The sequence below is a fragment of the Nonomuraea roseoviolacea subsp. carminata genome (genome assembly GCF_024172185.1).
GTDB lineage: Bacteria > Actinomycetota > Actinomycetes > Streptosporangiales > Streptosporangiaceae > Nonomuraea > Nonomuraea roseoviolacea.
This window is the reverse complement of sequence record NZ_JAMZEC010000001.1, coordinates 3,185,759-3,206,805: the sequence shown is the minus strand read 5'-3', so window position 1 is coordinate 3,206,805 and position 21,047 is coordinate 3,185,759. Positions and strand designations below refer to the sequence as shown.

The following is a 21,047-nucleotide window of genomic DNA, read 5'->3' as shown; positions in this document are numbered from 1 at the left end:
GGGGTCGGCTGGACGTCCTCTCGGTTTGCCGGTGCCTGGCGGGTGCCGGCCGATATCGTGGTCGCCTCGTTACCGAACGTGAGAGGTGGCAGCCGCTCCTTTCAAGGAGCGGAGGAGTCACGAGAAATCCGCTGATTGCAGATAACGATCGTGCTCTTCGGGGGATGATGGAACGCGTGCTGTCACCCCAGATGGACGATCAGTGCGTTCAGCCGCAGCCGTTGAGGCGGCGGCCCGCGCAGCGCCGCAGCGCACGCCGGGTCGAGCGGATGCTCGACGCCTGCGCCGAGCTGCTCGACGAGATCGGCTACGAGTCGCTCTCCACCACCCGCATCGCCGACCGGGCCGGCGTCGCGATCGGGTCGGTCTACCAGTTCTTCCCCGACAAGCGGGCCATCACCCAGGAACTGACCCGGCGCAACGTCGAGCTGTTCGTCTCCCGGGTGGGCCGCAGGTTCATGGAGGAGGACTACGTCGGCTGGTGGGAGGCCGTCGATGCGATCATCGACGAGTACGTCGACATGCACCGGACCGTACCGGGCTTCAAGAGCCTGCACTTCGGCGACGTGGTCGACCTCAACCTCCTCGACTCCGACTCCGACAACAACACGGTGATCGCCGGGCGGCTGCGCGGCCTGCTGCTGCAGGAGTTCGGCCTGGCCGACAGCCACGAGCTGGACGTCGCCGTCCTGGTGGCGGTCGAGGCGGGCGACGCGGTGCTCAAGCTCGCCTTCCGGCACGACCCGCACGGCGAGCAGGAGATCATCGCGGCGGCCAAGCAGCTCATCCGGGGCTTCCTGTCCCGCCAGCTCCGCTCCTGGGCCAAGCAGAGGGCCTGACGCGGGCGTCCAGCCTCGTGTCAGGCCACGTCGGCCGGATAGGGGCTCCTCATGGCGCCGGAGTACGCCTCGGGAGCCCCCTCCATGTGGCGCGGGAGCTCGGCCATGAACGCTTGCAGCAGCGGGGTCGCGTTGTGCCGGTCGAGGTCCTCCCGCGAACGCCAGACCTCGTAGAGGAAGAACCGGCCGTCCTCCTGCTCGTGCAGGTGGTACTGCAGGCTGCCCGCGTGCTCGCGGGACGGCCCGACGAGGCCGAGCAGGAGCTCACGGAGCTCGTCGGCGTGCCCGGGCCTGGGGGTCAGGAAGCCGTAGAGGGAGACGGGTGTGTGTGTCGTCATGCCGTGAACGGTAGGACGTGACACCGATGTGAGCTGCAAGCCCGCCTCCCTGTGGGGTGGGTCACATGGCGGTCCGGTCGCCGATCAGCAGTAGCGACTTGCCCACCGTGGTGCGGGCGGCCAGCGCCCGGTGGGCGTCGGCCGCCCGCTCCAGCGGGTACGTCGCGCCGATCGACGGCCGGAGCCGGCCCTCCACGGCCCGCTCCAGGGCCAGGTCCATCAGCTCGTTGGCGGTCTCCTGGCTCGGCGGGCCGTCGAGGAGCGGGGTGAACACCCGGATGCCGCGGCGCGCGGCCTCCTCGGGGTCGGGGGCGGCGAAGCCCTCCGCGGTGCCGTACGTGACGAATCTGCCGCCGTCGGACACGGCGCCCAGCGCGGCCGTGCCGAGCGGGCCACCCGCCCCGTCGTAGACCAGCGCGGCGCCGCCGCCGGTCGCCTCGCGCACCCGCTCGACCCAGTCCGGACGCGCGTAGTCGACCACGGCCTCCGCGCCCAGCTCGCGGGTGAGGGCCAGCTTGACGTCGCTGGACGCGGCGGCCACCACCCGGGCGCCCGCGTCGACGGCCAGTTGCACCAGCAGCGATCCGGCGCCACCGGCCGCCGCCGACACCAGCACCCATTCGCCCTTCTCCGGTACGCCCAGCCGGTCCATCATGAGCGCGGTCACGCCGTCGTGGATGAGCGCCGCGGCCGTCTCCATGGACAGCCCGTCCGGCACCGGCGTGATCTCCTCGACGCCCGCGACGACGCGTTCGGCGTAGCCGGTGCCGGTCCGCGCGACCACCCGCCGGCCGACCCACGCCGGGTCCACGCCCTCCCCGGTCTCCAGCACCTCGCCCGCACCGCCGCCGCCCGGCACGTACGGCAGCGTCCGCGGGAAGATCTCCTGGCCCCAGCCCTTGCGCAGCAGGGTGTCGAGGAAGATGACGTCCGCCGCGGCCATGCCGACGACGACCTGACCGGGGCCGGGAGCGGGGTCGGGCAGCTCGACGGGGGACAGGACCTCCGGGCCGCCGAACTGGGCCACCTGAATCGCGCGCATGGGAAGCACCTTCGTGGTGAGACAGTGTCGCGGCCAGTCTTCAACCTGAAGGTCGGTTGAGGTCAAGGCGACCGGTTCGGCGCCGGGGGCCGGCTGTGTGTCTCCTGGGGCGTGGCGGGCGGTCAGCGGTCCCAGCGCAGGCGGTCGAGGAGCTGGGGGAGCCAGCCGAACGGGTCGGTGGTGGCGGGCCGGTGCGCCTGAGCGCCAGTGCCGCCGTCCCCGGTCGCCCGTCCCAGGGCGGCGCCCTCCCGGGTCAGGGGTGCCTGTGGGCGGGTCTGAGAGGCCGGTGGGCGGGCCTCGCGCTGCTCGCCGGGGGTGCTGAGGCGACGGGCGCCGCGTTCCTGCTCCTGGGGTGCCGGTGGGCCTGCCTGGGCCTCGTGCGGGCCGGGCGGGCGGGCGTCGCGTTCGCGGACCGCCGGCGGCCGCGCCTCCCGATCATGGGACCGCCCGACGGGGGCGGGCGCCTCGCCGGGCTGCCGGACGTCAGGTTGCCGGACACCGGGTTGTCGGACGCCGGGTTGTCGGGGGCCGGGTTGTCGGGGGCCGGGCTGCCGGATCTCGGGGGGCTGGACGCTGCAGGGCGCCGGGTACGCCACCGGCCACGCCTGGCGGGCCTCGCGAGCCTCCCGGGAACGCAGCCGCGTCTCGATTGCGTGGAGTTGGCGCTCGGCCGATTCCACCGCTTCCAGCCGTCCGGAAAGGTATCCGGCCGCACCAGGAACCAGGACCGAAAAGGCGACGGCACAGGCGAGTGTGAAGGTCATCTGCTTGGACGTGCCCATCGCAGCCCCTCCCGCTCGCCGGTGCGCGCGACGGCTATATGCCCTACGGCCTGCGAAGACACGCCGGAAGCGGGCATCCTTTGACATGACCTTGCCAAAGTCGTGCCGGATCGGCGATGTGCATTGCCGGGGCAAACCGGCAAGTGGCTCGGTAGTCTCGCGGTGTGGCGCATGTGACCCGTGAGCACCTTGATCGCCTGCTTGAGCAGGCCCTGCTGGCCGACGACCACAGCTCCCTGGCCAGGCGGCTGTACGACGTCGCGCTCGGCTATTCCTCGGGCGACGTCTCCAGGGCGTCGATCCTGGTCCTGGCGGCCGAGGAATGGCGCGCGGCCGGGCAGCCCGCCCGGGCTCTGGAGTGCTTCCAGCGCGCGGTGGAGGACGGCGGTGAGTCGCTCGTCGACCCGCGCGCCGGCATCGCCGACACGCTCTTCGAGCTCGACCGTCCCGACGAGGCGAGGGAGGTCATCGAGACGATCCGCGCCGAGGGCGGCATCACCACGGCGACGTCCCACACGATCGCCGAGACGCTCGTCGCGTACGGCGACCTGCGGAGCGGGCTCGAATGGGTGACCCAGGCCGTGCTCGCCAGCGACGAGGACGACCCGGAGCACGACGCGTTGCTGCGCACGCGTTACCGCATCCGGGTCGACCTGGGCCTGCCCGAGGACGAGCTGGACGCCTTGGTCTCCTGAGGCGGCGTCTCCTGAGGCGGGCCGTCCCGCCCCGGGAGCCGGAGAGGGGGACGCCCCGACGGGCGCGCCCCGCCGCCGTCATGCCCTGGGACGGTCAGCTCGCGGGCGTGAGCCACTGGCCGGTGGGCCAGGTCTCCAGCCGCCAGGCGCTGTCCCAGAACATCCACTCGTACTCCGTCGCCCGGCAGAACGCCTCGGTCATGGCCCGGCGCGTCTCCGGGTCGGCGGTGGCGGCCAGCCGGTCGGCGATCCCCCGCACCTGCGTCGCCGAGGCGGCGAACGCCGGGTCGGAGTAGGTGGAGATCCACGCCCGGTACGGGTGCCCGTCCAGGCCGGCCGTGCGTTCCAGCAGGGCCGTACCCACGTCCTGGTAGACCCAGAAGCACGGCAGCACCGCGGCGACCAGCACCGGGAAGGGCGCGGTGAGTGCCGTCGCCTGGAGGTACGACGCGTACGCCAGGCAGGTCGGCGAGGTGGCGACGGCCGCCACGTCCGCCGCGCCCATCCCGAACCCGTCGAGGTAGCCGGTGTGCAGGGCGCGCTCGACGGCCAGCGCCGTGTGCGCGCTCTGCGCGAAGAACATCGCGTCGGCGGGGTCGCCGGCCCGCGCCGAGGCCGTCGCCAGGGTCTTCGCGTACGCGGCGAGGTAGCGGCCGTCCTGCACCAGGTAGAACGTGAACCGGTCGCGGCTCAGGGTGCCGTCGCCGAGGGCGGTGTTGAACGGGTGGCGGTGGATGGCGTCCAGCAGCGCGGCGGTGCGCGCCCAGGCCGCGTCGCAGAACGACTCGGTGGTGCGGGGCTCGGCTTCGGGCATGGCGGTCAACGTTGACGTCCCTTCGCTAGTGCGAACTAGATCAGGTTCGACGGGTGTGATCTCAGCCCGGCGGTCCGGGCACCCCGCGTCGCGATCAACCGTAACAGAGCGTCAGTTCAGGCCCAGGCCGGGGAGGAGCGTGCCGACCCCGTCCGCGTCGCCGGCCGGCCGGCCCGCGCGGCCCTCGCGAGGCTCGCGCACGGAGGAGGAGCGGGGCTCGGCCAGGCGGGCGGCGCCGTTCCGCGGCCGCTCCGCCGGGGTGGCGGCGTCAGGGCGGCTGCGCGCCCGGTCGGGGCTCTCGTGCGCGTCCTGGCGCCGGGCGGACGGCGCGGAGTCCTCGCCCGAGACGGCGACCCCGTCGAACCTGCGGGCGGGACGGGCCGGGACCGCGGGCAGGCCGGGCAGGTCCGGGGCCGTGGCCATCGAGGAGACGTCGGGCAGCCCCGACGGGTTGCGCGCGCCAGGGGGGACGACGGGCATGCCCGCGGTAGCGGCCGTCACGTCCGGCGTGACCATGGGGGAGCCGGCTCCTCGCGGCCCGGTGAGCCCGAGGCGCTCGGCCGTCCGCGCCACGACCGCGGAGGCGTCCTCCTCGCCCCCGGCCCGGGTGTGGGCGAGCGCCGGGGAGGGGGCGGCGGCGATCCAGATGACGCCGGCGCTCAGGGTGACCGCCGCGACGGCGGCCCGGAAACCGGAACACGACAGCGATGACCGGGACGACCCGGACGACCGGGACCACGGAGACCACCTGGATGGCGCGTAGTGCGGGGACCGCCGGGACGGCGCGGCCGGCCGTGATCCCCGGGATGGCGGGGCTGACGGGAATGCGGGGGATGACGGGGATCGCCGTGATGGCGCTGGGTTCGACACTGCACGTCCTCTCGTCGATACGGGCTCGGACGACGCCGGGCGCCCTCGTGGGCGCTCGCACGGTGCCGGACACCCTCGCGCGCGTTCACACGACACCTTCTCGGGCCGAGGCCCGAGAAGACGCTCGGGCCGTAGCCGGCGGAGTCCCGGACGAAGGCCGAAGCTAGCCAGCCGAGCGCCGCCGCGTGGCCCGCTTGGCCTAACGGTGGGCAGTCCTTACCCCGGCCGTGTCCGAAGCGCCCCGGCCGCTGCGTGCCTGAGGCGCGCCCGACGCCGTGTCTCAGGCGCCCCCGCCGTGCCGCGCGCACGCACGCGAAAGCCCCGGAGCCCCAGCCGTGAAGGCCGGGCCCCGGGGCCCTCGCCGATCTCGCGTCAGGCGCGCTCGGCGGCCTGCCGCCCAGGTCGCGTCAGGCGCGCTCGGCGGCCTGCCGCCCAGGTCGCGTCAGGCGCGCTTGATGGTCAGCTCGTCGTCGCCGAGGTCCACCAGCACCTTGTCGCCGTCCACGATCTCGCCCGACAGCACCGCCTTGGCGAGCTTGTCGCCGATCGCCGACTGGACGAGCCGGCGCAGCGGCCGGGCGCCGTACATCGGGTCGTAGCCCGTGAGCGCGAGCCACTCGCGGGCCGCCGGCGTGACCTCCAGGGTCAGCCTGCGGTCCGACAGGCGCCGCGCCAGTCGCTCGACCTGGAGGTCGACGATCTGGGCCAGCTCCTCCGTGCCGAGTGCGTCGAACAGGATCACGTCGTCGAGCCGGTTCAGGAACTCCGGCTTGAAGGCGCCGCGGACCGTGCCCATCACGGCCTCGCGCTTGGCGTCGCCCTCCAGCGTCGGGTCCACCAGGAACTGGGAGCCCAGGTTGGAGGTGAGGATCAGGATCGTGTTGCGGAAGTCGACCGTGCGGCCCTGGCCGTCGGTGAGCCGACCGTCGTCGAGCACCTGGAGCAGGATGTCGAAGACCTCGGGATGGGCCTTCTCGACCTCGTCCAGCAGCACCACGGTGTACGGCCGGCGCCGCACCGCCTCGGTGAGCTGGCCGCCCTCCTCGTAGCCGACGTAGCCCGGAGGCGCCCCGACGAGCCGGGCGACGCTGTGCTTCTCGGAGTACTCGCTCATGTCGATGCGGGTCATCGCCCGCTCGTCGTCGAACAGGAACTCCGCCAGCGCCTTGGCCAGCTCGGTCTTGCCGACGCCCGTGGGACCGAGGAACAGGAACGACCCGGTCGGCCGGTCGGGGTCGGCGATGCCGGCCCGGCTGCGCCGCACCGCGTCGGACACGGCCTGCACGGCCTGCCGCTGCCCGACGAGCCGCGTGGCCAGCTCCTCCTCCATGCGCAGCAGCTTGGCCGTCTCGGCCTCCATCAGGCGGCCGGCTGGGATGCCCGTCCAGGACGAGATGACCTCGGCGATGTCGTCGGGGCCGACCTCCTCCTTGACCATGGCGTCGTCCGGCTGGGCGGCCTCGGACGCCTCGCGCAGCGCCTGCTCCAGCCGCGGCACCTCGGCGTACATGAGCCGGGACGCCGCCTCGAAGTCGCCGTCGCGCTGGGCCCGCTCGGCCGCGCCGCGCGCCTCGTCGAGCTGCTTCTTCAGCTCGCCGACCTTGTTCAGGCCGGCCTTCTCGCGCTCCCAGCGGCCGACGAGGGAGTTGAGCTCCTCCTGCCGGTCGGCCAGCTCCTTGCGCAGCCGCTCCAGCCGCTGGAGCGAGGCGTCGTCGGTCTCCTTGGAGAGGGCCAGCTCCTCCATCTTCATCCGGTCGACGTTGCGCTGGAGCTGGTCGATCTCCACGGGACGGGAGTCGATCTCCATGCGCAGCCGCGAGGCGGCCTCGTCGACCAGGTCGATGGCCTTGTCCGGCAGGAACCGGCTGGTGATGTAGCGGTCGGACAGGGCGGCGGCGGCCACCAGCGCGCTGTCGGCGATCTGCACCTGGTGGTGGGCCTCGTAGCGGCCCTTCAGCCCGCGCAGGATCGCGATGGTGTCCTCGACCGTGGGCTCGCCGACGTACACCTGCTGGAAGCGGCGCTCCAGCGCCGGGTCCTTCTCGATGCGCTCGCGGTACTCGTCGAGCGTCGTCGCGCCGATCATGCGCAGCTCGCCGCGGGCGAGCATGGGCTTGAGCATGTTGCCCGCGTCCATCGCGCCCTCGGCGGCCCCCGCGCCGACGACGGTGTGCAGCTCGTCGATGAAGGTGACGATCTGGCCGTCGCTCTCCTTGATCTCGGACAGCACGGCCTTCAGCCGCTCCTCGAACTCGCCGCGGTACTTCGCGCCGGCCACCATCGCGCCCAGGTCGAGCGAGATGAGCCGCTTGTTGCGCAGCGACTCGGGCACGTCGCCCGCGACGATCCGCTGGGCGAGGCCCTCGACGACGGCGGTCTTGCCGACACCGGGCTCGCCGATCAGCACCGGGTTGTTCTTGGTGCGCCGCGACAGCACCTGCACGACGCGGCGGATCTCGGAGTCGCGGCCGATGACCGGGTCGAGCCGGCCGCTGCGGGCCCGCTCGGTCAGGTCGACGCCGTACTTCTCCAGCGCCTGGTAGGTGTCCTCGGGCGTCTCGCTGGTGACGCGGGCGTGGCCGCGCACCTTCTCGAACGCGTCGAGCAGCGCCTGCGGCGTGGCGCCCTGCGACTTCAGCAGCTCGGCGACCTGGCCGCCGTCGGTGGCCAGGCCCACCAGCAGGTGCTCGGTGGAGACGTACTCGTCCTCCAGCCGCTTGGCGCGCTGCGCCGCGGTGTTGATGACGGTGAGGAGCTGGCGCGAGCTCGTCGGCGCGCTCACGGTGGAGCCCTGCGCCTTGGGCAGCGCCGCCAGCGTCTCCTCGGCCTTGGCGCGCACGGCCTTCCAGTCGGCGCCCACGGCGTCCAGCAGCGGGACCGCGGTGCCGCCCGTCTGGCCGAGCAGCGTGGTCAGCAGATGAGCCGGGGCGATCTCGGGATGACCCTCGGCGGCGGCGCGCCGCATGGCGCCCGCCAGCGCCTCCTGGCTCTTCTGGGTGAGCTTGTAGTCCATCTTTCTAGGCCCCCGGTGGCAGCTCGTAGCGGATCAGCGCCTTGACCATCTGCATCTCGGCGCGCAGGCGGTGAACCTCTTCGCGCAGCCGCAGTGCCTCGTTCTCGAGCTCCAGGATCCGCTTGATGCCGGCGAGGTTGATGCCCTCCTCCTGGGAGAGCCGCTGCACCTCGCGCAGCTGGAGGATGTCACGGGTCGAGTAGAGGCGGCCGCGCCCCGCCGTACGCCCCGGGCAGACCAGTCCGAGCCGGTCGTACTGCCGCAGCGTCTGCGGGTGCAGCCCCGAGAGCTGTGCGGCCACCGAGATCACGTAGACGGGCGTGTCGTCTGACAGGTCGAAATAGTTGGCGTCCATCGGCTACTCGCTTCTGGCTCTCTGAATGAGATCAGCTCGCGGGTCGTCACCCGCCGTCGCGGTGCCGAACTCGGTCAGGAGCTCCCGCGACTTGTCGTCCAGGCTCTGCGGGACGATCACTTCGACGGTGGCGAGCAGGTCGCCCTTGGTGCCGTCCTTGTGCGCGGCGCCTCTGCCCCGGACCCGGAACGTGCGCCCGTTGGGCGTGCCCGGCGGGATGCGCAGCGTCACCGGCATCCCCTTGAGGATCGGCACCTTGATCTCGGCGCCCAGCGCGGCCTCCGTGAACGTCACCGGCACGGTGATCGTCAGGTTGTCGCCCTGGCGGCCGAAGACCGCGTGCGGCTTGACGTGGGTGAGGATGTACAGGTCGCCGGCGGGTCCGCCGTTCTCGCCCGGCGCGCCCTTGCCCTTGAGCCTGACCCGCTGGCCGTCGGCCACCCCCGCGGGAATGCGCGCCTGGATGGTGCGCGTGCTCTTGGCCCGGCCGCTGCCCTCGCACACGGGGCACGGGTCGTCCACGATCAGGCCGCGGCCCTTGCAGTCGCGGCACGGCTCGGAGAAGGCGAAGCTGCCGAGGTTGCGGCTGGCCGCGCCGGTGCCCTCACAGGTGGGACAGACCCGCGGGGTCGTGCCCGCCTTGGCTCCCGTGCCGCTGCACGCACCGCAGGCGGCCGAGCTGGTCAGCCGCAGGGACACCGTGGTGCCCTCGATCGCCTCGGTGAACGTGAGCGTGACCTCGGACTCGATGTCCTGGCCGCGGCGCGGGCGGGTGGCGCTGGTGGTGCGGGTCGCACCACCGCCGCCGCCGCGGTTGAACAGCCCGCCGAACAGGTCGCCGAGCCGCTCTCCGGCGCCGTGGCCGGTCTGCTGACCGGCCGTGCCGCCGAAGAGGTCGCCGAAGTCGAACGAGAACCCGCCACCGCCGCCGGGCCGCTGGCCGCCGACACCCGAGCCGAACAGCGCCCGCGCCTCGTCGTACTCCTTGCGGCGCTTGCTGTCGGACAGCACGTCGTACGCCTCCGAGACCTCCTTGAACTTGGTCTCCTTGGCGGTGTCGCCGTGGTTGGTGTCCGGGTGGTACTGCCTGGCCAGCTTCCGGTACGCCTTCTTGATCTCGTCGGCGGTGGCGGACTTGGGCACACCAAGGACGGCGTAGTAGTCCTTCTCCAGGTAGTCCTTGGTGCTCATCTACTGCCCTTCGTCCCTTGTTCGGTTGAGTTGTCGTGCCGGAGTCAGTCGCCGGAAGCGGCGCTGTCGGACGCCGGAGGGGCGTCCTCGGGCTCGGCCACGGCCACGCGGGCCGGCCGCAGGACCCGGTCACCCATGCGGTAACCGGACTGAAGGACCTCGATCGCGGTCGGCTCGGTCACGTCCGGCGAGTAGCTGTGCATCAGCGCCTCGTGGACGGTCGGGTCGAAGGGGTCGCCCTTCTGGCCGAACGGCGTGAGCCCGAGCTTGGTGACCGCGGCCTCCAGGGACTCGGCCACCTTCGCGAAGCCGCCGGTCAGCTCGCCGTGGTCGCGTGCTCGGCCGATGTCGTCGAGCACGGGCAGCAGCTCCGTGAGCGCGCCCGCGACCGCCTGCTCGCGTACCGCGACGCGGTCACGCTCGACGCGCCTGCGGTAGTTGGTGTACTCGGCCTGGAGGCGCTGGAGGTCGGCGGTCCGCTCGGCGAGCTGGGACTCCAGCTCGCCGTCGGCCACGGACCCGGCGCGCTCGGGGGCCGGCGCCTGGTCGGGCTGGGCCTGGGCATTGGCCTCGGCCTCCGACCTGACGCGCGGCAGCCCCGTCTCCGGGTCGATCTTGCGGTTGTCGCGGATCACCGGCTCACTGTGCTCGTGCCCGTTGTCACGCGGCGGCATCACTGGTCCTTCTTCGGCTGGTCTTCGTCGACGATCTCGGCCTCGACGACGTCGTCGTCGGCCTTGGCCTGCTGGCCGTCACCGGACGCGGCGCCCTGCGGAGCGCCCTCGCCGCCGGCCTGCTGCTGGCTCTGGGCGTAGATCGCCGAGCCCATCTTCTGGCTGACGGTCGCGAGCTTCTCGGCGGAGGTGCGGATCGTGTCGGTGTCGGTGCCCTCCAGCGCCTTCTTCAGGTCGCCGAGCGCGTCGTTGACCTCGGTCTTGATGTCGGCCGGGACCTTGTCGTCGTTCTCGCGGAGGAACTTCTCCGTCTGGTAGGCGAGCCCGTCGGCGTTGTTGCGGACCTCGGCCTCCTCGCGGCGCTTCTTGTCCTCCTCGGCGTACGACTCGGCCTCGCGCATCATCCGCTCGATGTCGTCCTTCGGCAGCGCGGAGCCGCCGGTGATCGTCATCGACTGCTCCTTGCCCGTGCCCAGGTCCTTGGCGGAGACGTTGACGATGCCGTTGGCGTCGATGTCGAAGGTGACCTCGATCTGCGGGATGCCGCGCGGCGCCGGGGCGATGCCGGTCAGCTCGAACGTGGCGAGCTTCTTGTTGTACGAGGCGATCTCGCGCTCACCCTGGAAGACCTGGATCTGCACCGACGGCTGGTTGTCCTCGGCCGTGGTGAAGACCTCGGAGCGCTTGGTCGGGATCGTCGTGTTGCGCTCGATGATCTTGGTGAAGATGCCGCCCTTGGTCTCGATGCCGAGGGACAGCGGCGTCACGTCGAGCAGCAGGACGTCCTTGACCTCGCCCTTGAGCACGCCGGCCTGCAGGGCGGCGCCGATGGCGACGACCTCGTCCGGGTTGACGCCCTTGTTGGGCTCCTTGCCGCCGGTCAGCTCCCTGACCAGGTCGGTGACGGCGGGCATCCGGGTCGAGCCGCCGACGAGCACCACGTGGGCGATGTCGGAGACCTTGATGCCGGCGTCCTTGATGACCTGGTGGAACGGGCCCTTGGTCCGCTCGAGCAGGTCGGCGGTCAGGCGCTGGAACTCGGCGCGGGTCAGCTTCTCGTCGAGGTGCAGCGGGCCCTCGGAGGAAGCCGTGATGTAGGGCAGGTTGATGGTGGTCTCGGACTGGCTGGACAGCTCGATCTTCGCCTTCTCCGCGGCCTCGCGCAGGCGCTGCAGAGCCATCTTGTCCTTGGACAGGTCGACGCCGTGGGCGTTCTGGAAGCGCTTGACCAGCTCGTCGACGACGCGCTGGTCCCAGTCGTCGCCGCCCAGGTGGTTGTCGCCGGAGGTGGCCTTGACCTCGACGAAGCCGTGGCCGTCCTCCTGGCCGACGTCGAGCAGGGACACGTCGAAGGTGCCGCCGCCGAGGTCGAAGACCAGGATCGTCTGGTCCTGCTCCTTGTCGAGCCCGTACGCGAGGGCCGCGGCGGTGGGCTCGTTGATGATGCGCAGCACGTTGAGGCCCGCGATGGTGCCGGCCTCCTTGGTGGCCTGGCGCTGGGCGTCGTTGAAGTAGGCCGGGACGGTGATCACGGCGTCGGTGATCTTCTCGCCCAGGTAGGCCTCGGCGTCCTGCTTGAGCTTCTGCAGGACGAACGCGCTGATCTGCTGCGGGGAGAACTTCTTGCCGTCGATCTCCTGGGACCAGTTGGTGCCCATCTCGCGCTTGACGGAGCGGATGGTGCGGTCCACGTTGGTGACGGCCTGCCGCTTGGCGACCTCACCGACCAGGACTTCGCCGTTCTTCGCGAAGGCGACCACGGACGGCGTGGTCCGCGAGCCCTGCGCGTTGGCGATGACGGTGGGCTCACCGCCCTCGAGGATCGAGACGACGGAGTTGGTCGTCCCAAGGTCGATACCTACCGCACGTGCCATGAGTACGTCCTTGTAGTCAAAGTTGAGTCGGTCAGACTCAAGCTACGAATGCCGTGAGGCTTTGTCAAACGCCTTGAGCCTACTCGACTCAACCTAGATGACTCGCCCCGCATTCCCACCAAACGCGCTCTCGCCCACAAAAGTGCCCCGGCACGGAGAGCCGTGCCGGGGCGGGGCGGGGTTCGGTCTTCGGGAGCCGCTGGTCAGCGCTTGGCGCCGTCCACGATCTTCCGGTGGCCGAGCGGGGTCTTGAGCTTGACCGTCGTGGTCTTCTCGATGGCGATCATGATGCAGGCCACGTTCCTGGCCTTGGGGGACGCGCCCTCGTACAGGGTGATCGTCACGGTCTTCCCGGTCTCCTTGACCTTCACGCGGTCCAGGACCGTGCAGGGCTCGACGCCCGACGACCACACGAGCTGGACGGCCCGGCCCTTGGCGACCGGCTTGGCCTTCTGCCAGGGGACCTTGCGCACGTTCACCGCGTCGCCCGTGGGCTTGACCGGCTTGGGGCCCTTGGGCGGGCTGGTCACCGCGGAGGCGGAGGCGGGGGTGTGGGGAGCGGGAGAGGCGGCCTGCCCTCCGGTGGGCGAGCCGGCCTGCCCGGTGGGCATCGCCGTGCCGCAGCCCATCGCGAGCACGACGCATCCGGCGAGAAGAGTCGCTTGCAACATCCGCATACCCCTACGACGGACGGCGGGACCGCCCGGTTCAGGAGAAGCCCCGCGACGCCCGGACGGTGCGGGGACGACGGGGGCGGGGAGGGACGCGGGGCGGGGAGGGACGCGGGGCGGCGGGGCGTGTGACGGCGGTCGGGGAGCGTGGCGAGCGGTGGGATGGGAAAAGGCGGTCGGGGTGTGGGGAGCGGTGGGATGGGAAAAGGCGGTCGGGGTGTGGGGAGCGGCGGGGTGGGTGACGGCGGTCGGGCGGGGCGCGGACCGGCGGGCTAGGGTTGGAGATGTGCTTCGTCAGGTGCTGCTCGCGGCCTCCAGGAGCGACCGCGTCGAGCGGGTCGTCTCCACCTCCCCGCTGACCCGCGACGTGGTCGGCCGCTACGTCGCCGGTGACATCGCGGCCGTCGTGGCCGACCTCACCCGTGAGAACCTGCTCGTCACCGTCGACCACCTCGGCGAGGAGGTCGGCGACCGGGCCCAGGCGGAGGGCGCCGTGCGGGAGTACCTCGCGCTGCTCGGCCTGCTGCCCGAGGGCTCCGACGTGTCGGTCAAGCTCACCGCGCTCGGCCTGCGCCTGTCGGAGCAGCTCGCCCTCGACAACGCCGCCACGATCTGCGAGCACGCCGCCGAGCGCGGCATCACGGTCACACTCGACGCCGAGGAGCACGACACGATCGGCGGGCTGCACTCGGTGCACGCCACCCTGCTCAAGGAGCACCCCTCGGTCGGCGTGGTCGTCCAGTCGTACCTTCCCGGCGCGCTGGAGCGCTGCGCCCGCCTGGCCGAGGTCGAGGGCGCCCGGGTGCGGCTGTGCAAGGGCGCCTACACCGCGCCGGGCGCGCTCACCGCGCCGGCCGACATCGACCGCGCGTACGTGCGCTGCCTCAAGGTCCTCATGGCCGGCGCCGGCTACCCCATGGTCGCCACGCACGACCCGCGGCTGGTCGAGATCGCCTCGGCGCTCGCCGTGCTCCACGGCCGCGACCACTCCGGGTTCGAGTTCCAGATGCTGTACGGCGTGCGCCCCGCCGAGCAGCAGCGCCTGGCCCGGCTCGGCGCCCAGATGCGCGTCTACGTGCCCTACGGCTCCGACTGGTACCCGTACCTCATGCGCCGCCTGGCCGAGCGCCCGCGCAACCTGACCTTCTTCCTGCGCTCCCTGGCCGGGCGCCGCTGAGCCGCCGGTCCGGCGGCCGGTAGGCTGCTGGACGGAGGTGTGACGTGATCGCGATTCTGGGCACCGGCAAGATGGGCGAGGCCCTGCTGTCCGGGCTGCTGCGGGCGGGCGTCCAGCCCGACGACATCGTGGCGACCACGCGCAGGCCCGAGCGGGCGCGCGGGCTGCGCGAGTCGTACGGCGTGCGCACGCTGTCCAACTCCGAGGCCGCCAAGGCGGCCGACACGCTCATCCTGGCCGTCAAACCGCAGGACATGGCGACGCTGCTGGCCGAGATCGCCCCCTACGTCCCGGCCGACCGGCTGGTGATCACGGCGGCGGCCGGCATCACCACCGGGTTCGTCGAGCAGCGCCTCGGCGTCGAGGTGCCGGTGGTCCGCGTCATGTCCAACACGCCGATCCGCTTCGACGAGGCGATGAGCGTGATCTCGGCGGGCGCCCACGCGGGCGAGGAGCACCTGCGGCGCACCGAGGAGCTGCTCAGGCCCGTCGGCAAGGTGCTGCGCATCCCCGAGGCCCAGCAGGACGCGGCGACCGCGCTGTCGGGCTCCGGGCCCGCCTACTTCTTCTACCTGGTCGAGGCCATGGTCGACGCGGGCATCCTGCTCGGCATGCCGCGGGCCGCGGCCCTCGACATGGTGACCCAGTCGATCGTGGGCGCGGCCGTGATGCTGCGCGACTCGGGCGAGCACCCGGTGATCCTGCGCGAGGCCGTGACCTCGCCGGGCGGCACCACCATCGCCGCGATCGCCGAGCTCGAACGGCACAGCGTGCGCGCCGCGTTCCTGGCCGCCATCGAGGCCGCCCGCGACCGCGGCCGCGAGCTGGCCTCGGGCTGACGCGCCACCCGCCGCTGGGCGGCCCCTGACCGGACCACCTTTGGACGGGCCCCTGACCGCCGCCGTCGGGCGACCTTTGACGGGGACCCGCCGCTGGGCGGGCCCTGGCCGGGGACGCGGGGACCCCTGTCCCTACGATGAATCGGGTGACGATCCGTCGCGGCATCCCCCCGCTGCTCGTCCCGTTGCTCCTGCTGGCCGCCGTCGGCGGCTGCACCTCGGACGAGCCGGCCGGCGTCGAGCTGGCCGACGTCCGGCGCGCCCCGGTCACGGAGGTCGTCGAGGCTCCGGCCACGGTCGGCGCCCGCGCCACGGCGACTCTGCGCGCCCCCGCCCCGGGCACCCTGGCCAAGCTGTACGTCCGCGAGGGCGAGCAGGTGCGCAAGGGCGAGCTGCTGGCCAGGATCCGCTCCCCGCAGGCGGAGGGCCAGCTCAAGCAGGCCCGCCAGGCGGCCCGGCTGGCCTCGCCGGCCGCCCCGCGCCTGGCGAGCCCCCAGGTGCGGCTCGCCTCCTTCGACACCCGCGCCTTCGACGCCAAGGTCGGCAGGCACTTCGCCCGGGCCCGCCAGGAGGCGCGCAGGATCCGCGACGCCCAGGCCCGCAAGCAGCTCCTCGGCGCCATCGACCTGGCCGAGGCGCAGCACCGGGCGCAGACCAGGGCGCTGGCGTCCATCACCGCGCAGCTCAACCGGTCGATCAACAGCGTGCTGTCGGGGGTGACGAGCGGGTTCAGCGGCCTGGCCGGCTCGATGGCCTCGCTCCAGGCGGCCTCGCGCACCCAGGCGAAGGCCGCGGTCAAGGCGGCCGAGGGCACGGTCGCGTCGCTGACGATCAGGGCGCCCTTCTCCGGCGTGGTCACCCTCGGCCGCGCCTCGGGCGGCGGCGGCTCGGGCGGCCTGGACGGGCTGCTGAGCCAGATCCCCGGCGGCGGTCAGCAGCTCCCGTCGCTGCCGTCCTCGGGCGGGTCGGGGACCCCCGTGGCGACCGGCGTCCCCGTGTCGGCCGGCGACTCGATCGTGACCGTCACCGACGTGTCGAGGCTGACCCTGTCCGCCGACATCGACGAGACCGACGTCCTGCTGGTCAAGAAGGGCACCAGGGCCACGGTGGAGCTCGATGCCGTCCCGGGCGCCGGGTACACGGGCCGCGTCACCGGCGTCGGCGTCACCCCCAAGGAGGGCACGACGGGTGGCGTCAGCTACCCGGTGCAGCTCTCGCTCGGCGCGGGGACGTTCGACGACGGCGGCGCGGCGCCCACGCCCAAGCCGGGCATGAGCGCGGTGGCGCGGCTGACCGTGCGCGAGTCGCCGTCGGCCGTGTCGGTCCCGGCGTCCGCGATCGTCTCCAGCGGGCGCGAGAGCGTCGTCTGGGCGGTGCGCGACGGGCTCGCCGAGCGCCGCGTGGTCAAGCTCGGCGCCCAGGGTGAGGCGGCGGTCGAGGTGCTGGGCGGGCTGTCGGTCGGCGAGCGGGTCGTGGTCAAGGGCGCCGACTCCGTACGGCCGGGCCAGCGCCTGCCATGACGTCTCCCGATCCGTCGGCGGCGACGCCCGCCACGACGTCTCCCGGCCCGTCGGCGGCGACGCCCGCCATCGAGGCCGTGGACCTCACCCGCCGCTACGACCTCGACGGCGTGTCCGTCGAGGCGCTGCGGGGCGTGTCGCTCCGGATCGGCCAGGGCGAGTTCGCGGCCATCGTCGGGCCGTCGGGCTCCGGCAAGTCGACGCTCATGCACCTGCTCGGCTGCCTCGACCGCCCCACCTCCGGCGTGCTGCGGATCAACGGGGTGGAGATGTCCGGCCTGTCCGACACGCGGCTGGCGGAGCTGCGCAACCGGACGATCGGCTTCGTCTTCCAGTCCTTCCACCTGCTGGCCAGGACCACCGCCATCGACAACGTCGCCCTGCCGCTCGTCTACCGCGGCGTCGGCCGCGCCGAGCGGCGCGAGCGGGCCAGGACGGCGCTGGAGTCGGTCGGGCTCGGCCACCGGATGGGGCACCGCCCGTCGCAGATGTCCGGCGGCGAGCAGCAGCGGGTCGCCATCGCGCGGGCGCTGGTCGGCGAGCCGAAGGTGCTGCTCGCCGACGAGCCCACGGGCAATCTCGACACCCGCAACGGCACGGAGGTCATGGCGATCCTCGACCGGCTCAACGCCGAGCGCGGGGTCGCCGTCGTCCTGGTCACCCACGAGCCGGAGGTGGCCGCGCACGCCCGCCGTCAGATCCACGTACGGGACGGGCGCATCGAGCTGGACACAGCGCTTGGCACAGGGCTGGACACCGCGCTGGGCACAGGGGCGGCGGAGGGACGGCCGTGAGGGGGCGCGAGTCGTTCGCCATGGCGCTGGAGGCGCTGCGGGTCAACCGGCTGCGCAGCGCGCTGACCATGCTCGGCGTCATCATCGGCGTGCTGGCCGTGGTCGTCCTCGTCTCGGTCGGCACGGGCGCCAAGGACGCCGTGGAGAAGCAGATCTCCGGCCTCGGCACCAACATCATCCTGGTCGTGCCCGGTCAGCTCACCGTGGGCGCCGCGCCGACGCAGAGCCGGCTGAGCCTGGCCGACGTGGCCTACGTGCGGCGCGTGGTGGGCGATCCGGCCAAGGTGACCGTGTCGCTCCAGTCGGGGGAGACCGTGCGGGTGGGCCGGACGGAGGCGTTCGTGACGATCATCGGCACCGACCAGAACCTCACGAACGTCTTCCAGCGGCCGCTCGCCAAGGGACGTCCCCTGAGCGAGACCGACGTCGACACGCGGCGCCGCGTGGCCGTGCTCGGCTCGGAGGTGGCGGCGCGGATGTTCGGCGACGTGGACCCGGTGGGGCGGCAGGTCTCGATCGCCGGGGCGCGGTTCCGGGTGGTGGGCGTGTACTCCACGGTCGGGCAGACGTTCGGCCTCTCCCGCGACCAGGAGGTCCACGTGCCGGTGACGACGGCGCAGCGCATGCTCGGCGTCGACCGGGTCAACGGGCTGGCCGTGGGCGCCTCGGGGCCGGATGAGGTGGAGGCGCTGCAGGGCCGGGTGGTGGCCGCGCTCACCGAGCGGTACCCGGGCGAGAAGTTCTCCGCCGTCACCCAGACCCAGCTCCTCGGCACGATCGGCAGCGTGCTCGGCATGCTGACCGGCGTGCTCGCGGCCATCGCCGGGATCTCCCTGCTGGTCGGCGGGGTCGGCGTGTCCAACATCATGCTGGTCAGCGTGCGGGAGCGGACCAAGGAGATCGGGCTGCGCAAGGCGCTGGGCGCCCGCCAGCGCGACGTGCTGGCCCAGTTCCTCATCGAGGCGGTGCTGCTGACCACGATCGGCGGCGCGATCGGCATCGTGCTGGGCGTGGGCGGGGCGGTGGCGATCCGGTCGTTCACGGAGGTCCCGGCCACGATCACGTGGTGGTCGATCGCGCTGGCGTTCGGCGTGTCGGCCGTGGTGGGGGTGTTCTTCGGCGTGGCGCCGGCGCGGAGGGCGGGCCGCCTGGACCCCGTGGTCGCCCTCCGCGCCGAGTAGCCGGCCCGGATCAGGCGTCCCGGCGGGCGGTCAGGACGCAGGCGGCGGCCAGCGTGACCGCGATCCAGCCCAGGTAGACGGCGAACCCGCTCCACGGCCCGAGCGAGCTGGCCTCCGACGGGAACGCCACCTGCCGCCCGGCGTTGGAGGTGAACCAGTCGTTCACCGTCCTGCCCCACTGGCCGGGCAGCATGACGGTGAGCTGGGGCAGCACGAGGATCAGCCCGATGGCCGCGACGACGGCGCCGGGCGTGTGCCGGACGAGGGCGCCGAGCGCCAGCCCGAACAGGCCGCACGCGGTCAGGTAGAGCCCGGTGCCGGTGACGGCGCGCAGCACGCCGGGGTCGCCGAGCGAGGCCCCGCCGAGGATGGTCCGGCCGACGAGGAACGCGGCGAACGCGGCGGCCATGCACACCGCCAGCGCCACCGCCGCGAACACCACGAGCTTGCCCGCGAGCAGCAGCAGCCGCCTGGGCACCGCCATGTACGACACCCGGATGGCGCCGGTGCGGTACTCGCTGGTGACGACCAGCGCGCCCAGCGCGGCGACGGCCAGCGCGGCGAAGTTGACGCCCATCAGGCTGACCTCGGCGACGCCGGACGGCGGCACCGGTCCCTCGTGGGAGTTCTTCACCGCGATGGACATCAGGGCGCCGATGGCCAGCATGAGCAGCGCGGCGGTGCCGAGCGTCCACATGGTGGAGCGGACGGAGCGCAGCTTGGTCCATTCCGAACGGATGATGTCGATCACGACGAGTACTCCAGGCTGTCCTTGGTGAGCTCCATATAGGCCGCCTCCAGCGAGGGCTGCACGAGCGTCAGCTCCTCCAGCGGCAGGCCGGCGCGGGCGGTGAGGGCGCCGATCTCCAGCGGCGTCATCGCGGTCACGCGCAGGTGGTCCGGGTGCAGCCGGCCGACCTTGACCAGCTCGGCCACCTCGGCCAGCCGGGGCGAGCGCACGCGGACGTACGCCTGCGAGCTGCGCCCGATGAACTCCGCCACGCTCGTGTCGGCGATCAGCCGGCCCTTGCCGATGACGACGAGGTGGTCGGCGGTCTGCGCCATCTCGCTCATGAGGTGGCTGGAGACGAACACCGCCCGGCCCTCGGCGGCGAGGTCGCGCATGAAGGTGCGGATCCACAGGATCCCGTCGGGGTCGAGGCCGTTGACCGGCTCGTCGAAGATGACGATCTCGGGGTCGCCGAGGAGCGCGGCGGCGATGCCGAGCCGCTGGGACATGCCGAGGGAGAACCCGCCGATCCGCTTGCGGGCCACCTCGCGCAGCCCCACGGTCTCCAGCACCTCCATGACCCGGCCCGCCGGGATCGCGTTGCTCTGGGCGATGGCCAGCAGGTGGTCGCGGGCGCTGCGCCCGCCGTGGACGGCCTTGGCGTCGAGGAGCGCGCCCACCTTGCGCAGCGGGTGACGCAGGTCCCGGTACGGCACGCCGTCCACGAGCACCGATCCGCCGGTGGGGCGGTCGAGGCCGAGGATCATGCGCATGGTCGTCGACTTGCCGGCGCCGTTCGGGCCGAGGAAGCCGGTCACCCGTCCGGGCTCGACGTCGAAGGAGAGGTCTGCCACGGCGACGGTCCGGCCGTAGCGTTTGGTCAGGTTCGTCGCGCGTATCGCGGTCATGTCTCCAGCCTGGCGGCGCGGCGGCGGGTGATCCTCCTGCCGGAGGACCGTTCGCGGGCGCGGGCCCTGGGAGCGCGGTCCTACTCTCCTGGTGTGATCATCCCTGACTCGTAGGCGGCGATGACCGCCTGGGCGCGGTCCCTGACGCCGAGCTTGCCGAACAGGCTGGTGACGTGGTTCTTCACGGTCGAGGGGGAGACGCCCAGCTCGGTGGCGATCTCGCCGTTGGAGCGGCCCCGCCCGATCAGCGCGAGGATCTCGCGCTCCCGGTCGGTGAGCCCGGACAGGGGGGAGCGGCGGCCGGGGCGGCGCGGGCGGGCGGCGCGCACGAACGTGCCGATCAGGCGGGTCAGCAGCCGCGGCGCCACGGCCGACTCGCCCCGGTGGACCACGCGCACCCCCTCGACCAGCTCCTCCGGGGAGACGTCCTTGGGCAGGAAGCCGTTGGCCCCGGCCCGCAGCGCGGCCACGACGTTCTCGTCCAGGTCGAACGTGCTGAGCGCGAGCACCCGGACCCCGGGCAGCTCGGCGGTGATCAGCTCAGTGGCGCGCACCCCGTCGAGGCCGGGCATGTGCAGGTCCATCAGCACCACGTCGGGCCGCAGCCGCCGGCTCTGCTCGACCGCCTCCTCGCCGTCGGCGGCCTCGCCGACCACGGTCATGTCCGGCTGGGCGTCCAGCATGAGCCGGAAGCCCATGCGCACCAGCGCGTGGTCGTCGGCCAGCAGCACCGCGATCAC

At 72.8% G+C, this 21,047-nt stretch carries 21 protein-coding genes and 1 riboswitch; of the genes, 8 read left to right on the top strand and 13 right to left on the bottom strand.

Features of this window, described 5'->3' with window-relative positions:
• Nucleotides 1-191: 191 nt before the first annotated feature.
• Nucleotides 192-839, top strand: coding sequence for a TetR/AcrR family transcriptional regulator (locus HD595_RS14865; protein ID WP_253781169.1), 648 nt, complete (start codon nucleotides 192-194; stop codon nucleotides 837-839).
• A gap of 20 nt (nucleotides 840-859) precedes the next feature.
• Here the strand turns inward: HD595_RS14865 and HD595_RS14860 are convergent, their stop codons facing one another.
• Both HD595_RS14860 and HD595_RS14855 read right to left on the bottom strand, forming a co-directional pair.
• Entirely contained in the window at nucleotides 860-1,177 is a 318-nt protein-coding gene (locus HD595_RS14860; protein WP_253769404.1) for a putative quinol monooxygenase, read from the bottom strand.
• Nucleotides 1,178-1,238: 61 nt separating this feature from the next.
• Complete coding sequence (locus HD595_RS14855) at nucleotides 1,239-2,219, bottom strand: zinc-binding dehydrogenase (RefSeq protein WP_253769402.1); 981 nt, start codon at nucleotides 2,217-2,219, stop codon at nucleotides 1,239-1,241.
• Between the two features lie 946 nt (nucleotides 2,220-3,165).
• On the opposite strand from HD595_RS14855, the gene HD595_RS14850 reads away from it, so the two are divergent.
• The gene (locus tag HD595_RS14850) at nucleotides 3,166-3,696 is read left to right on the top strand and encodes a tetratricopeptide repeat protein (RefSeq protein ID WP_253769400.1); all 531 of its coding nucleotides are present in this window, start codon (nucleotides 3,166-3,168) and stop codon (nucleotides 3,694-3,696) included.
• Between the two features lie 94 nt (nucleotides 3,697-3,790).
• Here HD595_RS14850 and HD595_RS14845 read toward each other — a convergent pair whose 3' ends face one another.
• Together HD595_RS14845 and HD595_RS14840 are read right to left on the bottom strand one after the other, a co-directional pair.
• Nucleotides 3,791-4,510 carry a TenA family protein gene (locus tag HD595_RS14845; protein WP_253769398.1) on the bottom strand — a complete coding sequence of 240 codons (720 nt, stop codon included), beginning with the start codon at nucleotides 4,508-4,510 and terminating at the stop codon, nucleotides 3,791-3,793.
• Nucleotides 4,511-4,606, bottom strand: a riboswitch (TPP riboswitch).
• A 15-nt stretch (nucleotides 4,607-4,621) separates the two neighbouring features.
• Nucleotides 4,622-4,990 carry a hypothetical protein gene (locus HD595_RS14840; protein WP_253769396.1) on the bottom strand — a complete coding sequence of 123 codons (369 nt, stop codon included), beginning with the start codon at nucleotides 4,988-4,990 and terminating at the stop codon, nucleotides 4,622-4,624.
• Between HD595_RS14840 and HD595_RS14835 the strand changes: the two genes are divergently transcribed.
• On the top strand, nucleotides 4,989-5,273 hold the full coding sequence (locus HD595_RS14835) for a hypothetical protein (RefSeq protein ID WP_253769394.1): 285 nt from the start codon (nucleotides 4,989-4,991) through the stop codon (nucleotides 5,271-5,273). The genes HD595_RS14840 and HD595_RS14835 overlap by 2 nt on opposite strands.
• Nucleotides 5,274-5,822: 549 nt before the next feature.
• On the opposite strand, the gene clpB is transcribed toward HD595_RS14835, so the two are convergent.
• From clpB to HD595_RS14805, 6 genes are all read right to left on the bottom strand, one after another.
• Nucleotides 5,823-8,393, bottom strand: coding sequence for an ATP-dependent chaperone ClpB (clpB, locus tag HD595_RS14830; protein WP_253769392.1), 2,571 nt, complete (start codon nucleotides 8,391-8,393; stop codon nucleotides 5,823-5,825).
• A gap of 4 nt (nucleotides 8,394-8,397) precedes the next feature.
• Nucleotides 8,398-8,748: a heat shock protein transcriptional repressor HspR gene (locus tag HD595_RS14825; protein WP_175604282.1), complete on the bottom strand. Its 351-nt coding sequence runs from the start codon at nucleotides 8,746-8,748 to the stop codon at nucleotides 8,398-8,400.
• Nucleotides 8,749-8,751: 3 nt separating this feature from the next.
• Nucleotides 8,752-9,939 (bottom strand): molecular chaperone DnaJ, encoded by a 1,188-nt coding sequence (gene dnaJ, locus HD595_RS14820; RefSeq protein ID WP_253769390.1) that lies wholly within the window; start codon nucleotides 9,937-9,939, stop codon nucleotides 8,752-8,754.
• A gap of 44 nt (nucleotides 9,940-9,983) precedes the next feature.
• Complete coding sequence (gene grpE / locus HD595_RS14815) at nucleotides 9,984-10,613, bottom strand: nucleotide exchange factor GrpE (protein WP_253769389.1); 630 nt, start codon at nucleotides 10,611-10,613, stop codon at nucleotides 9,984-9,986.
• Complete coding sequence (gene dnaK, locus HD595_RS14810; RefSeq protein ID WP_253769387.1) at nucleotides 10,613-12,487, bottom strand: molecular chaperone DnaK; 1,875 nt, start codon at nucleotides 12,485-12,487, stop codon at nucleotides 10,613-10,615. The genes grpE and dnaK overlap by 1 nt, the downstream gene beginning before the upstream one ends.
• A gap of 203 nt (nucleotides 12,488-12,690) precedes the next feature.
• On the bottom strand, nucleotides 12,691-13,158 hold the full coding sequence (locus tag HD595_RS14805) for a hypothetical protein (RefSeq protein WP_253769384.1): 468 nt from the start codon (nucleotides 13,156-13,158) through the stop codon (nucleotides 12,691-12,693).
• 286 nt (nucleotides 13,159-13,444) lie between these two features.
• Here HD595_RS14805 and HD595_RS14800 point away from each other — a divergent pair, with 286 nt between their 5' ends.
• The 5 genes from HD595_RS14800 to HD595_RS14780 all read left to right on the top strand — a co-directional run bounded on the left by HD595_RS14800 (nucleotide 13,445) and on the right by HD595_RS14780 (nucleotide 18,669).
• A complete protein-coding gene (locus HD595_RS14800; protein WP_253769382.1) occupies nucleotides 13,445-14,335 on the top strand; it encodes a proline dehydrogenase family protein in 891 nt (296 codons plus the stop codon).
• 44 nt (nucleotides 14,336-14,379) lie between these two features.
• Nucleotides 14,380-15,174, top strand: a complete 795-nt coding sequence (gene proC, locus HD595_RS14795) for a pyrroline-5-carboxylate reductase (protein WP_253769380.1) — start codon at nucleotides 14,380-14,382, stop codon at nucleotides 15,172-15,174.
• A gap of 146 nt (nucleotides 15,175-15,320) precedes the next feature.
• Nucleotides 15,321-16,694 (top strand): efflux RND transporter periplasmic adaptor subunit, encoded by a 1,374-nt coding sequence (locus tag HD595_RS14790; protein ID WP_253769378.1) that lies wholly within the window; start codon nucleotides 15,321-15,323, stop codon nucleotides 16,692-16,694.
• Nucleotides 16,691-17,488 (top strand): ABC transporter ATP-binding protein, encoded by a 798-nt coding sequence (locus tag HD595_RS14785; protein WP_253769376.1) that lies wholly within the window; start codon nucleotides 16,691-16,693, stop codon nucleotides 17,486-17,488. The genes HD595_RS14790 and HD595_RS14785 overlap by 4 nt, the downstream gene beginning before the upstream one ends.
• Complete coding sequence (locus tag HD595_RS14780) at nucleotides 17,485-18,669, top strand: ABC transporter permease (RefSeq protein WP_253769374.1); 1,185 nt, start codon at nucleotides 17,485-17,487, stop codon at nucleotides 18,667-18,669. The genes HD595_RS14785 and HD595_RS14780 overlap by 4 nt, the downstream gene beginning before the upstream one ends.
• A gap of 10 nt (nucleotides 18,670-18,679) precedes the next feature.
• Here HD595_RS14780 and HD595_RS14775 read toward each other — a convergent pair whose 3' ends face one another.
• From HD595_RS14775 to HD595_RS14765, 3 genes are all read right to left on the bottom strand, one after another.
• Nucleotides 18,680-19,420, bottom strand: a complete 741-nt coding sequence (locus HD595_RS14775) for an ABC transporter permease (protein ID WP_253769371.1) — start codon at nucleotides 19,418-19,420, stop codon at nucleotides 18,680-18,682.
• The gene (locus HD595_RS14770) at nucleotides 19,417-20,307 is read right to left on the bottom strand and encodes an ABC transporter ATP-binding protein (RefSeq protein ID WP_253769370.1); all 891 of its coding nucleotides are present in this window, start codon (nucleotides 20,305-20,307) and stop codon (nucleotides 19,417-19,419) included. Before HD595_RS14770 ends, HD595_RS14775 begins: the two co-directional genes overlap by 4 nt.
• Before the next feature lie 80 nt (nucleotides 20,308-20,387).
• Nucleotides 20,388-21,047 (bottom strand): response regulator transcription factor, encoded by a 660-nt coding sequence (locus tag HD595_RS14765; RefSeq protein ID WP_253781168.1) that lies wholly within the window; start codon nucleotides 21,045-21,047, stop codon nucleotides 20,388-20,390.